Genomic DNA, 13,414 nt, shown 5'->3' on the forward strand with positions numbered 1-13,414 from the left:
ACCCGGGGCCTCAAACCCGGCCGTACAGCTCCGCCGGGCGTACGGTGATGGCCGTCACGAGCAGGCCGTCGGCGGCGAGCCAGCGGCCGACGAAGCCGGTCAGCTCGCGCCCGAGCACGCGGGGGCCGGGGACGAGGAAGCGGGCCGTGAAGGTCCCCGTACGGGTGAGGGTGACGTGGGCCTGGTCGAAGCCCAGCCAGCGCCGCGTCAGCGGGAACCACGCCTTGTAGACCGCCTCCTTGGCGCAGAACAGCAGCCGGTCCCAGTGGACGCCGGGGCCGAGCCGCGCCAGCGCGGCGAGCTCCCGGTCGAGGGCGATGGCCGGCAGGACGCCGTCGGGGAGCGGTTCGTGGGGCTCGGCGTCGATGCCGACGGTCAGCGCGTCCAGGGAGACGGCGGCCGCCCGGTACCCGGCGCAGTGCGTGATCGCCCCGGCCACCCCCGGCGGCCAGCCGGGAGCGCCGCGCTCGCCGGGCAGGATGGGGGCCGGGGGCAGCCCGAGCCGGTCCAGGGCGCGGCGGGCGCAGTGGCGGGCCGTGGTGAACTCGCGGCGCCGCTTGTCCACCGCGCGCGCGATGACGGCCTCCTCCTCGGGGAAGAGGGTCGCGTCCGGCGGGTCCCCGAACGCCTCCTCGGCGGCCACCCACGGCGGCAGGATCTTCTCGATCATGGCACGGGCAGGATCTGGCGGAGCCGGCCGGGCGGGGTGGGTCGGGGCCGCCACTCACGCGGGTAGCCCAGGGAGACCTCCTCGAAGCGCACGCCGTCGTGCCAGGTGGTGCGGGGGATGTGGAGATGGCCGTAGACGGCCGCGCAGGCGTTGTAGCGCAGGTGCCAGTCGGCGGTGCGCTCGGTGCCGCACCAGATCGCGAACTCCGGATGGCGCAGGACCAGCGTCGGCTCCCTGACCAGCGGATAGTGGTTGACCAGCACCGTCGGGACGCCCGGCGGGAGCTCGGCCAGGCGGCGCTCGGTCTCGGCGACCCGGGCGGCGCACCAGGCGTCCCTGGAGGCGTGCGGGTCCGGGTGGAGGAGGAACTCGTCCGTGCAGACCACGTCCTTGGCGTACGCCAGGGCGAGGGCCTCTTCCTTCGTCTCGGCGTCGGGGGTGCGGAAGGTGTAGTCGTACAGGAGGAACAGCGGGACGATCACGGCAGGGCCGCCCGGACCCGTCCAGGTCGGGTACGGGTCCTCCGGCGTGACCACGCCCAGGCTGCGGCAGACCTTCACCAGGTGCTGGTAGCGCTCCTCCCCGCGCAGCTGGATCGGGTCGGAGGGATGTGTCCACATCTCGTGGTTGCCCGGCACCCACACCACCTTCGCGAAGCGGCGGCTGAGCAGGGTCAGGGCCCATTCGAGGCCGGAGACCTCCTCCGACACGTCCCCGGCCACCAGCAGCCAGTCCGAGGGGTCGCCGGGGTGGAGGTCCTCGAGGATGCGCCTGTTCTCGGCGTATCCGATGTGCAGATCGCTGATGGCCAGCAGCGCGGTCATGCGCGGATCGTCTCCAGGGACTTGAGGATCGTCTCGGCCACGGCGGCGTTGTGGTCGCGGACGAAGAAGTGCCCGCCGGACAGGACGTGCAGCTCGAAGCCGCCGCTGGTGTGCGCCTCCCACGCCTGCGCCTCGGCCAGGCTCGTCAGGGGGTCGGCGTCGCCGGTCAGCGCGACGATCGGGCACCCCACCGGCGCCCCGCTCGCGAACCGGTAGGTCTCGATCGCCCGGTAGTCGGCGCGGATCGTGGCCAGCACCATCGCCCGCAGCTCGGCGTCGTCCAGCACCGCCGCCTCGCTGCCGTTCAGCGCCTTCAGGTGCGCCACCAGCTCGTGGTCGTCGAGCAGGTGCAGCATGTCGTGGCGGACCCGGCTGGGCGCGCGCCGCCCCGACACGAACAGCGTCACAGGCCCGTGCTCGCCGAGGGCCAGGGCGGTCTCGAACGCGACGAGCGCCCCCATGCTGTGCCCGAAGAACGCCCGTGGCCGGCCGTCCCCGGGGCCCAGCACGTCGGCGATGCGACCGGCCAGCACCCGCAGGTCGCCGACAGGCGGCTCGTGGCGGCGCTCCTGCCTGCCGGGGTACTGGACGGCGACCAGCTCGGCGGAGGGCGCCAGCGCCGCCGCCAGGGGGTGGTAGAAACCGGCCGAACCTCCGGCGTGCGGGAAGCAGATCACCTGCGCGTCGCTGTGCGGCGACGGGTGGGAGCGGTGCAGCCAGGGATTGGTCCTCGTCACGGGGTCTCTCCTTAGGATCGGGGACTCAGTTCGGGGACGGGGCGTCGCGGAACTCGGCGGCGACAGAACGGACGTAGCGGCCGTAGCTGGACGCGGACAGCTCGCTGCCCAGCCGGTCGCAGGCCTCGGCGTCGATATAGCCCATCCGCAGCGCGATCTCCTCCACGCAGGCGATGCGCACCCCCTGCCGCTGCTCCAGCACCTGGACGTACTGGCTGGCCTGGAGGATGGACTCGGGGGTCCCGGCGTCCAGCCAGGCGAACCCGCGCCCGAGGTCGACGAGCCGGGCCTTGCCGCGCTCCAGATAGGTACGGTTCACGTCGGTGATCTCCAGCTCGCCCCGGGCGGACGGCTGCAGGTTCTTGGCGATGTCCACCACGTCGTTGTCGTAGAGGTACAGGCCGACGATCGCCCGGTTGGACCGGGGATTGGCGGGTTTCTCCTCGATGGAGATGAGCCGGCCGTCGCCGTCGGTCTCGCCGATCCCGTAGCGTTCGGGGTCGCTCACCGGATAGCCGAACAGCACGCAGCCGTCCACGTCGGACGTGCTCTGCTGGAGGATGTCGAAGAACGAGTGGCCGTGGAAGATGTTGTCGCCGAGCACGAGGGCCACCGAGTCGTCGCCGATGTGGTCGGCCCCGATGATGAAGGCGTCCGCCAGGCCGACCGGCTGGGCCTGCTCCGCGTAACTGATGTCGAGCCCCAGGTGCGACCCGTCGCGCAGCAGGCGGGTCAGTTGGGGCAGGTCCGTGGGGGTCGAGATGATCAGGATGTCGGTGATGTTCGCCAGCATGAGCGCTGACAGCGGGTAATAGATCATCGGCTTGTCGTTCACCGGGAGAAGCTGTTTCGAGACGGCCAGGGTCAGCGGGTAGAGCCGGGTCCCGTGACCGCCCGCCAGAATGATGCCCTTCATGTCTGATTCCTTCGATGAAACTCGTAGACGGAGATCGATCAGTGGGGGGTGAGTGTGATCCTGCTCGCGGCGTGCCGTTCCACCTGCGCGCGGCTGTAGAGAAGCGGGAAATACTCGCCCGACCTCCAGCGCTCCGCGAGATCCCGGTAGTGCGGGCTGCGCGGGTCGCCGGACTGGCCGGGCGCGTTCACGGCGCGGGAGTTGTCCCATCGGCCGACGTCCAGCACCATCTTGAACGAGGCCCCCGACGACTGCTGGAAGGTGGCCGGGCTGTAGGCGGAGGCGTCCACCGTGTACGCCGAGCCGCCCCGGGGGAAGGGGCCCACGTTCGCGCCGACGGGGCTCGTGAACGTGGTGTACTGCAGCGCCCCCCACCGCCACGTGCGCGGGTCGGCGCCGAGCCGCCCGGCGACCTCGCGGTAGGCGGCGGCCAGCGACGTGTCCAGCAGCTTGTCCCGCGCGGCCTTCCCGCCGGCGCCGAACCAGCGCTCGGGGTTCTCCAGCGCGTCGATCAGCAGGCGGGCGTCGAAGAACGGGATGGAGTCCGCCACCTCGGGCGGCAGCACGGCGCGGCGGAAGGCCGGCCCGAGATGGCGCGAGAACCACGGCTCGAACAGCGCCGCCTGCGCCGAGTCCGCGTCCGCGACCCCGTCGTAGGAGCGCAGCAGCCGCAGCGCCCGCGTGGTGTCCGGGTCCGCGCTCGTCAGGCCGTCGAGCAGGCGCGCGATCCGCCGCGCGGGCGTGGACACCTTGTCGGCCTGCAGGCGGATGGAGTCCTCGACCGTGCCGCGCGGGCTCGACGCGAGCACCTCGTCGATGCGCTGCCTGCGGTAGGGCGGGTCCCACTCGAACCCGATCTCGTCGGGGTGGCCCGCGGGGAGGTTGAACTCGTTCGCCGAGGCGACGAATCCCTGCCGCGGATTGTAGGAGCGGGGCAGGCGGGCGCCGTCGAGGAAGCCGTCCCACTCGTAGCGGCCGTCGCCGGGGACGGGCAGCAGGCCGTCGTAGCCGTCGCGCTTGGGGGTGAGGGCGCCGGGCACCCAGCCGATGTTGCCCGAGACGTCGGCGTAAATCTGGTTCTCGGGAGGGCCGCCCCAGGTGCGCATGGCCGCCGAGAACTCCGTGAAGTCGCGGGCCCCCATGTACGTCATGCTGCCGAAGTAGGGGGAGGTGCCGGGCTCCAGCCAGGTGGTGCGCACGGCGTAGGCGAGGTTGCGCTGCCGGTCGATCTTGATCACCGGGCCGTGCCTGGTGAAGGGGAGCTCCACCTCGACCGGCGCGGCGCCCGCGACCGGCACCCGCTCGGCCGTCGTCCTGAAGCGCTCCCAGCCGCCGCCGTAGCGGTACCTGCCCGGGTCGGCGGGGTCGAGCTCGTAGACGTAGAGGTCCTCCTGGTCGGCGCCGAAGATGGTCAGGCCGAACGCGACGGTGCCGTTGTGCCCCATCGAGATCCCGGGCAGCGCGGGCTCGCCGGCCCCGATGACGTCGAGCCCGGGGGCCGACAGATGGGCCATGTAGCGCAGCGAGGGCGCCGTCAGCGACCGGTGCGGGTCGCCGGCCAGGATGGGGCGGCCCGTGGCGGTGCGGCCCGGCGAGATCGCCCAGGCATTGCTGCCCTCGGCGTCAGCGGGGGAGGCCGGGGCCGGGCGTATCGCGCCGTTCTCGAAGACCACGCCGCGCGTGGCCAGCTCGTACGTCCGCAGCACGTCCATGGGCACGGCGCAGGGGTCGAGCCCCTTGGGCACGGCGGCGGCGCGCTCGGGCTCCAGCCGCCACAGCGCCGCGGACGCCTTGGCCCCGCCCGCGCAGACGACGAGCGAGCGGAGCACCTCGCTGTAGACGTTCTTGGAGATGCCGTGGCTCCTGATCCGCACCACGTCCTCCGGCCGCCACAGCGCGGGCGCGTACCCGAGCTGCCGGAACTCGGGCGGCAGCTGCTCCGGGTTCTCCGCGAGCCGGCGCACGTAGGCGTTGATGCCCTCGGTGAAGCGGGTCGCGGCCCGTTTCGCCCCCGGGCCGTAGCTCGCCCACTCCCGGTCCATGTCACCGCGGTAGAGGAACATCCGCGCCGCCTTGTCCTGCTCCACGTAGGAGGGGCCCAACACCGAGGAGAGCTCTCCCAGGCCGCGCCGCCGCCACAGGTCGATCTGGAACAGCCGGTCCCTGGCGGCGTTGAAGCCCTGGGCGAGGAAGAGGTCGTCGGTGTCGCGGGCGTAGATGTGCGGCACGCCCCACCGGTCCACGATCAGCTCGACCGGCTGCTTGAGACCGGGGACCCGCAGGGTCTCCGTGTCCTGCGGGCGGGCGGCGGCGGGCAGCGTCGTCAGCGCCAGGACGAGTCCGGCGGCCAGCGCCGTTCCGGCGCGCAGGCGGTTCCGCATGGCACAGTACCTTTCGTTCAACGCGGCTCGTAGGCCTTGAGGGGCTTCCACCAGTCGCGGTGCTCCAGATACCAGCACACCGTCTCCGCCAGCCCCTCGGTGAACGGGACGCGCGGCGCGTAGCCGAGCTCCTTCTGGATCTTGCTGATGTCCACGGAATAGCGGAAGTCGTGGCCCTTGCGGTCCGCCACCGGCCGGACCATGGACCAGTCCATGCCCATGATGTCCAGCACCCGCCTGGTCAGCGTCAGGTTGCTCAGCTCGGTCCCGCCGCCGATGTTGTAGACCTCCCCGGCGCGTCCGGACTCCGCGACCAGCGCGATGCCGTCGCAGTGGTCGTCCACGTGCAGCCAGTCCCGCACGTTCGCGCCGTCGCCGTAGAGGGGCACCGGCAGCCCGTCCGCCAGGTTGGTGACGAACAGCGGGATGACCTTCTCGGGGAACTGGTACGGGCCGTAGTTGTTGGAGCACCGGGTCACGCACACGTCCAGCCCGTGCGTCCGGTGGTAGGCCAGAGCGAGCAGGTCGGAGGACGCCTTCGACGCCGAGTACGGGGAGTTCGGGCCGAGCGGGTCGTCCTCCGAGAAGGAGCCCTCCGGCGTGGAGCCGTAGACCTCGTCCGTGGAGACGTGCACGAACCTGCCGACCCCGGCCTCCAGTGCGCACTGCAGCAGCGTGTGGGTGCCGAGCACGTTGGTCCGGACGAACTCCGCCGACCCCTCGATGGAGCGGTCGACATGCGACTCGGCGGCGAAATGGACGACCAGGTCCACCTTCTCCATGGCGTCCCGCACGAGCGGCACGCCGGCGATGTCCCCGTGGACGAACCGCAGCCGGGGGTCGTCGAGCACCTCCGCCAGATTCTCCAGGTTCCCCGCGTACGTCAGCTTGTCGAGCACCACGACCTCGGCCTCGGCCAGCGCCGGATAGTGCCCCTGGAACACCCTGTTGACGAAGTTCGACCCGATGAAACCGGCGCCACCCGTCACAAGAATGCGCATCCTCAGTCCTCTTCGTAGGCCCTGTCCGGTCCGCCCGGCGGCGACTTCCATGACAGGACGCGCGCGGCGGCGTCGGCCAGTGAATTCCGGATATTTAGGGGGGACCGGCGCCGGAAAAAGCTCTTCGGTCCCGCTGCCCCGTACATTTAGGGGCTGTTTAGGGGCTGACGGGACGGCACCCGGTCGTGCCTGCCGAAACCCGGTAGGGGTGGGGATAAGGGTTGGTGTGGGAGGGGTGCCCATGTACCGTTCTTGCTGATGAGACCGGCCCAATTCAGCGCCGTCTCGGAAATTACCGGAATCGGTCGCACCCGAGCCCACGGCTTGTGAGAGGTGGCGAACGTGCGAGAAAAGACCTCCTTTTCGGAATCAAATCTTTTTGAGGGCGGACGACGTTGCTGACTATCAGCCCCACCGGCTCCCCTGTCGTTCAGGAGGAGCGCGAGCGCGATTTCCGTGAACCCGCCGTCCGCCTGGCCCGGCTGCTGGACGCCGGCTCCGTCGTGCCGCTGCACGACAAGGACGCCAGCGGGGTGACCGCCGTGCGCGGGCGCGTCGCGGGAAGGGACGTGATCGCCTACTGCACCGACGCCCTCAACATGGGCGGCGCCATGGGCGCGGAGGGCTGCCGCTGGGTCGTGGCCGCCATCGACGCGGCCGTGCTCGAAGGCGTTCCCGTGATCGGCCTGTGGCACTCCGGCGGGGCCAGGCTGGCCGACGGCGTCGAGTCGATGGACGGCGTCGGCAAGGTGTTCCGGGCGATGACCCGGGCCTCCGGCCGGGTGCCCCAGATCTCGGTCGTCCTCGGGCCGGCCGCCGGAGCCGCCGCCTACGGGCCCGCGCTGACGGACGTCGTGATCATGTCGTCCGCCGCCCGCATGTTCGTGACCGGCCCCGACGTCGTACGCACCGTCACGGGCGAGCAGGTCGACATGGAGTCGCTCGGCGGCCCCGGCGCCCACGGCCGCAAGTCGGGCGTGGCCCACGTCGTCGTCGAGAACGAGGCGGAGGCGTACCAGACGGCACGGCGCTTCACCGAGCTCTTCAACGGGCCGCGCTCCTTCGACCCGGACCTGGTGAAGGACGGCGACGACCTCGGGACGCTGCTGCCGGAGAACCCGCGCCGCGCCTACGACGTGCGGCCCCTGGTCCGCGAGCTGCTCGACGACGGCGCGTTCGAGGAGCTGCAGCCGCGCTGGGCGGCCAACGTCGTCGTCGGACTCGGCCGGCTCGCCGGCGGGACCGTCGGCGTCATCGCCAACAACCCCCTGCGCAAGGGCGGCTGCCTCGACTCGCTGAGCGCCGAGAAGGCCTCGCGGTTCGTCCGCATGTGCGACGCGTTCGGCATCCCGCTGGTCGTGCTCGTGGACGTGCCCGGCTACCTGCCCGGCGTCGGCCAGGAGTGGGACGGCGTGATCCGGCGCGGGGCCAAGCTCCTGCACGCGTTCGCCGAGGCCGTCGTGCCCAGGGTCACCCTCGTCACGCGCAAGTCGTACGGCGGCGCGTACATCGCGATGAACTCCCGCTGCCTCGGGGCGACGGCGGTCTTCGCCTGGCCCCAGGCCGAGGTCGCGGTGATGAGCGCGGAGGCCGCCGTGGGAATCCTGCACCGCAAGCGGCTGGCCGCCGTCCCCGACGAGGACCGCGAGGCGCTGCGGCTGAGCCTCGTCGAGGAGCAGATCCGCACGGCCGGCGGCGTGGGCCGGGCCCTCGCGCTGGGCGTCGTGGACGAGGTGGTCGAGCCCGAGCACACCCGGCGGAGGATCGCCGAGGCCCTGGCCGCGACGCCGGCGCGGCGCGGCGACCACGGCAACATCCCCCTCTGACCGCGCCCGGTGGTACTGAAGGGAAAGGCGTACTGGCAGTGGCCAAGCAATTCACGGGAATCCTGGGAACCGGTTCCTACCTGCCCAAGGAAGAGGTCGCCAACGAGGAGGTGGCGGCCAAGGCCGGCGTGACCGCGGAATGGATCCAGCGCAAGACCCAGATCTCCGCCCGCCGCCACGCCGCTCCCGACGAGGCCACCTCCGACCTCGCCGTCCGGGCCGCCAGGAACGCGCTGAGCCAGGCCGGCGTCGACATCGGCCGGATCGGCTACATCATCGTGTCCACCTCGACCGGCGACTCGCCCCAGCCGCCGACCTCGTACCTGGTCCAGGACGCGCTCGGCGGGCGCGGCGCCGCCTGCTTCGACATCAACGTCGTCTGCAGCGGCTTCGTGTACGCGCTGGCGCTGGCCGACAGCCTCGTCGCGCTCCGCCCCGACACCTACGCGCTGGTGGTGGCCGCGGACGTGTACTCGCGCATCCTCGACGCCACCGACCGCCGCACGGCCGTGCTCTTCGGGGACGGCGCCGGCGCGGCCGTCGTCGGCCCGGTGCCGGAACGCTCCGGGATCATCGGCTTCGACCTGACCAGCGACGGCGCCGCCAGCCAGCTCATCAGGGTCGACGCCGGAGGCAGCAGGCTTCCCGCCTCCCACGAGACGGTCGAGGCCGGCGACCACTTCTTCCGCATGGACGGCCGCGGGGTCAGGAACTACGTGATGGAGCACGTGCCGCCCATCCTGGAGGGCCTGGTGAGCCGCGCCGGGTTCCGGCCGCACGAGGTCGACGTCTTCGTGCCGCACCAGGCCAACGGCGTCATGGTCACCGAACTGGTCGAACGCGCCGGCCTCACCGGCGCGCGCACCGCCCGGACGCTGGAGCGGTACGGAAACGTGGGCAGCGCCTCGGTCCCCGTGGCGCTCGACGAGGCGAACCGGTCGGGCCTCATCAAGGACGGCGATCTCGTCCTGCTCGCCGGGTTCGGCGGCGGCATGTCCATCGGGGCGTGCCTTCTTCACTGGTCGGCGCCGACGGTGCCGGTGTCACAGGAGGCGTGATGAGCGAGATGCGCAAGGTCGGCATCGTCGGGTGCGGCGTCATGGGCTCGGGCATCGCGGAGGCGTGCGCCCGCGCCGGGCTCGACGTGATCGTCGCCGTGTCCACGGAGGCGTCCCTCGCGCCCGCGCGGCGGCGTGTGACCGCGTGGCTCGACCGGGGCCTGCGCAGGGCCACGATCACCGAGGCCGAGCGGGACACGGCGCTGGCTCGCGTCTCCTTCGTCACGGACCTCGCCGAGCTCGGCGACCGGCAGATCGTCTTCGAGGCCGTCCCGGAGAGCGAGTCGATCAAGCTCGACGTGCTGGGCGCGCTGGACAAGATCCTCGACAACCCCGACGTGATCCTCGCGTCGAACACCTCGTCCATCCCGATCATCCGGCTGGCGCGGGCCACCAGCCGGCCCGCCCAGGTGATCGGGGTGCACTTCTTCAACCCCGTGCCCGCGCTCCCGCTGGTGGAGCTCATCGGGTCGCTGCTGACGGCGGACGAGACGTACGCGCGGGCGGAGTCGTTCGTCGCCGGGCCGCTCGGGAAACAGGTGATCAGGTCGCAGGACCGCGCCGGTTTCGTGGTCAACGCGCTGCTCATCCCGTTCCTGCTGTCGGCCGTGCGGATGGTGGAGAGCGGGTTCGCCCGCGCCGACGTCGTCGACCGGGGCATGGTGCTGGGCTGCTCCCACCCGATGGGCCCGCTGAAGCTGGCCGACCTGATCGGCCTGGACACGGTGGCCTCGATCGCGGAGGCCCTCTACGAGGAGTTCAAGGAGCCGCTCTACACGCCGCCGCCGCTCCTGCTGCGCATGGTCGAGGGCGGCCTGCTGGGAAAGAAGACCGGCCGCGGATTCTACGAATACGCGTAGCGGCCGGCGGACACCACAGAAAGGTTTTCGGACATGCAGATCCGCCAGCTCAGGGTGGACGGCGCGTTCCTGGTCGAGCCCAAGGTCTTCCACGACGACAGGGGCCTGTTCCTTGAGGCGTTCAGCCAGCCGGAGTTCCAGAAGGCGGTCGGCCACGAGCTCTCGGTCGCCCAGGTCAACTGCTCGGTGTCGCGGCGCGGGACCATCCGCGGCCTGCACGCCACCGCGCTGCCCGGCCAGGCGCGCTACATGACCTGCCCGCAGGGCGCCATCATCGACATCCTGGTCGACATCCGGGTCGGCTCGCCCACCTACGGCGAGCACGTCGCGGTCGAGCTGAGCGCGGAGAACCGCAACGCCCTCTACCTGGCCGAAGGGCTCGCCCACGGGTTCGCCCCGCTGACGGACCAGGCCACGGTCGTCTACCTGTGCTCCAGCACGTGGTCCCCCGACACGTCGATCCAGATCGACCCCCTGGACCCGGAGCTCGCCCTGCCCTGGCCGCCCAAGCGCGACCTGCTGTCGGAGAAGGACCTCGCCGCCCCGTCCCTGCGCGAGGCCGAGAAGCTCGGCCTGCTGCCGGACTACTCCGCCTGCCGCGCCCGCTACGCCGAACTCGAGGACCCCGCCCTCGTCGGCTGACGACGGGCGAGACAGGCAAGGAGCCACAGCCAATGATCCCGTTGTTCAAGGTGCCGATGTCCGACGAGGCGCCGGCCGCCGTCGCCGAGGTGGTCGGCAGCGGCCAGATCGGCCAGGGGGCCAAGGTCGCCGAGTTCGAGGAGGCGCTCGCCGCCAGGATCGGCAACCCCAGGGTGGCCACCGTCAACAGCGCCACCGCCGGGCTCCAGCTCGCGCTGCGCCTGGTCGCCGGCGACGACGACGGCCAGGGCGAGGTGCTGACCACGCCGCTGACCATGGAGGCCACCAACTGGGCGATCCTGGCCAACCGGCTGCGGATCAAGTGGGTGGACGTCGACCCGGCCACCCTCAACGTCGACCTCGACGACCTGGCCAGGAAGATCACACCCAGGACCCGCGCCATCATGGTCGTGCACTTCGCCGGATACCCGGTGGACCTCGACCGGCTGGCCGCGATCCTCGACGACGCCGAGGCCGCGTTCGGCTCCCGGATCACCGTGATCGAGGACTGCGCGCACGCCTGGGGCGCGACCTACCGCGGCGCGCCGATCGGCACCCACGGCAACATCTCCGTCTTCAGCTTCCAGGCCATCAAGCACCTCACCACCGGGGACGGCGGCGCGCTCGCGCTGCCCACCGACGAGCTGCACGAGCGGGCCAGGCTGCTGCGCTGGTTCGGCATCGACCGCAGCGCGGACCGGCTGCGCAACCCGCCCGACGTGCCCGAGTGGGGCTACAAGTTCCACATGACCGACATCAACGCCTCGATCGGGCTGGCCAACCTGACCAAGGCGGAGGAGGTGGTGGCCAGGCACCGCGACAACGCCGCCTTCTACGACCGGGAGCTGGCCGGCGTGCCCGGGCTGGAGCTGACCGAACGCTCCGGCGACCGCCAGTCCTCCTTCTGGATCTACCCGATGAAGGTGGACGACCGGGACGGGTTCCTCAAGCGCATGGACGCGGCCGGGATCATGGCCAGCAACGTGCACGAGCGCAACGACCTGCACACGTGCGTGCGCGAGTACGCCGCCCTGCTCCCCGGTCTGGAGCGGGTCGCCAAGCGCGTGGTGTGCGTACCGGTGGGCTGGTGGGTCACCGACGAGCAGCGCCGCCACATCGTGGACACCATCAAGGAGGGCTGGTGACCTCCGCACCGCGGACCGCGATCGTCTTCCCCGGGATGGGCCCGGTCCAGTTCGCCGACGTGGCCGACTTCATGCGGGGCGATCCCGCGGCGCGGCGGCTGATCGCCGCCGCGGACGACGTCCTCGGCTACTCGCTGGTGGACCGCTTCCAGGAGTCCCGGGACGACTACAGCGAGGCCGCCCAGGTGGCGTTCATGGTGAACTGCGTGGCCCTCGCGGACTGGGCCGAGCGGACCCTCGGCGTGGAGCCGTCGGTCTGCGCCGGCCCCAGCTTCGGCGGCAAGGCGGCCGCGGCGTACTCGGGCGCCCTGTCCTTCGAGGACGCCGTGCGCATGACGGCCGGGCTGGCCCGCTGCACCGACGACTACTTCGCCCACGAGCACCGGGACATCGTCACCCACTCCTTCGTGCGCACCCCGGAGCCCGCGCTGCGGGAGGTGCTGGCCGAGCTGGACGAGCGCGGCGAGTGGTACGACCTCTCCTGCTACATCGACCACGACTTCCACATGCTCTCCCTGGCGGAGCGGCAGGTGGAGTGGCTGCAACAGCGGGTACGCGCCATCGGCGGGCTCCCGCTGTACACGATGCGCCCCCCGATGCACTCGGCCGCCTTCCGGCCGCTGCGGCGGCGGGCCGAGGAGGAGGTCTTCGACGGCCTCCGGTTCGCCGACCCCAGGCTGCCGGTGGTGGACGACCACGACGGCGCCCTGCTGACGACCGGCGACGGCGTGCGGACGATGCTGCTCGACGGCTTCGTACGGCCCCTGCGCTGGCCGGAGGTGGTGGCGGCGCTGCGGCGGCTGGAGGTCGCCAGGGTGTGCGTCTCCGGCCCGGACAGCCTGTTCGGCCGGGTGGCGGTCACCAGGGAGAGCTTCGCGGTGACACCGGTGAACCCGAGGCTGGCGATGATGCCCCGCCCGGCCTCGGTGGCCTAGCCCGATGTGCGACGAGGCCACGGCTCACATGGTGATGAGCGCGTGGCCTCGTCGCGGGCGTCAGCCGGCGGTCTCGGAAATCCTGTTCAAGGTGTTCCACAGCACGGCGGGGGTCTGGAACGTCTCCGGGGTCAGCGCGTCGTCCCGGAACCGCACTCCGTACGCGTCCTCCAGCGCGCCCAGCAATTGCACGATGCCGAGCGAGTCGAGGCCGAACTCCAGCAGCGCGACATCCTCCCGGAGTTTCTCGTCGGCCGGGTGAAAAGGCAGGTGCTGGCGGAGGATCTCCTCGAAGCGGTTGTCCCACATGGCGTGCGGATTCCTTTCTCAATCGAATTATCTGGACTTGACGTTATAGCGCGGAAACCGCGATGTCCATGGATTCGACAAAAGAATCTGACAAACATATTCGGATCTGG

13 protein-coding genes are annotated in these 13,414 nt (G+C 71.4%); 6 read left to right on the top strand and 7 right to left on the bottom strand.

Features of this window, described 5'->3' with window-relative positions:
• Positions 1-10 precede the first annotated feature (10 nt).
• The 6 genes from H4W80_RS50640 to rfbB are packed head-to-tail and all read right to left on the bottom strand — an operon-like array spanning position 11 to position 6,529.
• A complete protein-coding gene (locus H4W80_RS50640; RefSeq protein ID WP_192791602.1) occupies positions 11-670 on the bottom strand; it encodes a 4'-phosphopantetheinyl transferase family protein in 660 nt (219 codons plus the stop codon).
• Complete coding sequence (locus H4W80_RS50645) at positions 667-1,494, bottom strand: metallophosphoesterase family protein (RefSeq protein ID WP_192791603.1); 828 nt, start codon at positions 1,492-1,494, stop codon at positions 667-669. Before H4W80_RS50645 ends, H4W80_RS50640 begins: the two co-directional genes overlap by 4 nt.
• On the bottom strand, positions 1,491-2,231 hold the full coding sequence (locus H4W80_RS50650; RefSeq protein ID WP_192791604.1) for a thioesterase II family protein: 741 nt from the start codon (positions 2,229-2,231) through the stop codon (positions 1,491-1,493). The genes H4W80_RS50645 and H4W80_RS50650 overlap by 4 nt, the downstream gene beginning before the upstream one ends.
• A 25-nt stretch (positions 2,232-2,256) precedes the next feature.
• The gene (gene rfbA / locus H4W80_RS50655; RefSeq protein ID WP_192791605.1) at positions 2,257-3,147 is read right to left on the bottom strand and encodes a glucose-1-phosphate thymidylyltransferase RfbA; all 891 of its coding nucleotides are present in this window, start codon (positions 3,145-3,147) and stop codon (positions 2,257-2,259) included.
• A 38-nt stretch (positions 3,148-3,185) separates the two neighbouring features.
• Positions 3,186-5,528 carry a penicillin acylase family protein gene (locus H4W80_RS50660; RefSeq protein WP_192791606.1) on the bottom strand — a complete coding sequence of 781 codons (2,343 nt, stop codon included), beginning with the start codon at positions 5,526-5,528 and terminating at the stop codon, positions 3,186-3,188.
• Between the two features lie 17 nt (positions 5,529-5,545).
• On the bottom strand, positions 5,546-6,529 hold the full coding sequence (rfbB, locus tag H4W80_RS50665) for a dTDP-glucose 4,6-dehydratase (RefSeq protein ID WP_192791607.1): 984 nt from the start codon (positions 6,527-6,529) through the stop codon (positions 5,546-5,548).
• A 398-nt stretch (positions 6,530-6,927) separates the two neighbouring features.
• Here rfbB and H4W80_RS50670 point away from each other — a divergent pair, with 398 nt between their 5' ends.
• From H4W80_RS50670 to H4W80_RS50695, 6 genes are read left to right on the top strand one after another with little or no spacing between them, the layout of a single operon-like run.
• Positions 6,928-8,355 (top strand): acyl-CoA carboxylase subunit beta, encoded by a 1,428-nt coding sequence (locus tag H4W80_RS50670; protein WP_225966153.1) that lies wholly within the window; start codon positions 6,928-6,930, stop codon positions 8,353-8,355.
• 38 nt (positions 8,356-8,393) lie between these two features.
• A complete protein-coding gene (locus tag H4W80_RS50675; protein ID WP_192791609.1) occupies positions 8,394-9,413 on the top strand; it encodes a 3-oxoacyl-ACP synthase III family protein in 1,020 nt (339 codons plus the stop codon).
• On the top strand, positions 9,413-10,273 hold the full coding sequence (locus tag H4W80_RS50680) for a 3-hydroxybutyryl-CoA dehydrogenase (protein WP_192791610.1): 861 nt from the start codon (positions 9,413-9,415) through the stop codon (positions 10,271-10,273). The genes H4W80_RS50675 and H4W80_RS50680 overlap by 1 nt, the downstream gene beginning before the upstream one ends.
• A 33-nt stretch (positions 10,274-10,306) precedes the next feature.
• Positions 10,307-10,915, top strand: coding sequence for a dTDP-4-dehydrorhamnose 3,5-epimerase (rfbC, locus tag H4W80_RS50685; protein ID WP_192791611.1), 609 nt, complete (start codon positions 10,307-10,309; stop codon positions 10,913-10,915).
• A gap of 32 nt (positions 10,916-10,947) precedes the next feature.
• On the top strand, positions 10,948-12,060 hold the full coding sequence (locus H4W80_RS50690; protein WP_192791612.1) for a DegT/DnrJ/EryC1/StrS family aminotransferase: 1,113 nt from the start codon (positions 10,948-10,950) through the stop codon (positions 12,058-12,060).
• Positions 12,057-12,995 carry an ACP S-malonyltransferase gene (locus tag H4W80_RS50695; protein WP_225964119.1) on the top strand — a complete coding sequence of 313 codons (939 nt, stop codon included), beginning with the start codon at positions 12,057-12,059 and terminating at the stop codon, positions 12,993-12,995. The genes H4W80_RS50690 and H4W80_RS50695 overlap by 4 nt, the downstream gene beginning before the upstream one ends.
• A gap of 60 nt (positions 12,996-13,055) precedes the next feature.
• Here H4W80_RS50695 and H4W80_RS50700 read toward each other — a convergent pair whose 3' ends face one another.
• A complete protein-coding gene (locus H4W80_RS50700; RefSeq protein ID WP_192791613.1) occupies positions 13,056-13,304 on the bottom strand; it encodes a phosphopantetheine-binding protein in 249 nt (82 codons plus the stop codon).
• Between the last annotated feature and the right edge of the window lie 110 nt (positions 13,305-13,414).

The sequence above is a fragment of the Nonomuraea angiospora genome (assembly GCF_014873145.1).
GTDB classification, from domain to species: domain Bacteria; phylum Actinomycetota; class Actinomycetes; order Streptosporangiales; family Streptosporangiaceae; genus Nonomuraea; species Nonomuraea angiospora.

Coding starts and splice junctions, on each gene's coding strand:
- H4W80_RS50645 (WP_192791603.1), bottom strand. CDS start 1,494: ATGACCGCGCTGCTGGCCATCAGCGATCTGCACATCGGATACGCCGAG.
- rfbA (WP_192791605.1), bottom strand. CDS start 3,147: ATGAAGGGCATCATTCTGGCGGGCGGTCACGGGACCCGGCTCTACCCG.
- H4W80_RS50680 (WP_192791610.1), top strand. CDS start 9,413: ATGAGCGAGATGCGCAAGGTCGGCATCGTCGGGTGCGGCGTCATGGGC.
- H4W80_RS50700 (WP_192791613.1), bottom strand. CDS start 13,304: ATGTGGGACAACCGCTTCGAGGAGATCCTCCGCCAGCACCTGCCTTTT.
- rfbC (WP_192791611.1), top strand. CDS start 10,307: ATGCAGATCCGCCAGCTCAGGGTGGACGGCGCGTTCCTGGTCGAGCCC.
- H4W80_RS50640 (WP_192791602.1), bottom strand. CDS start 670: ATGATCGAGAAGATCCTGCCGCCGTGGGTGGCCGCCGAGGAGGCGTTC.
- H4W80_RS50660 (WP_192791606.1), bottom strand. CDS start 5,528: ATGCGGAACCGCCTGCGCGCCGGAACGGCGCTGGCCGCCGGACTCGTC.
- rfbB (WP_192791607.1), bottom strand. CDS start 6,529: ATGCGCATTCTTGTGACGGGTGGCGCCGGTTTCATCGGGTCGAACTTC.
- H4W80_RS50690 (WP_192791612.1), top strand. CDS start 10,948: ATGATCCCGTTGTTCAAGGTGCCGATGTCCGACGAGGCGCCGGCCGCC.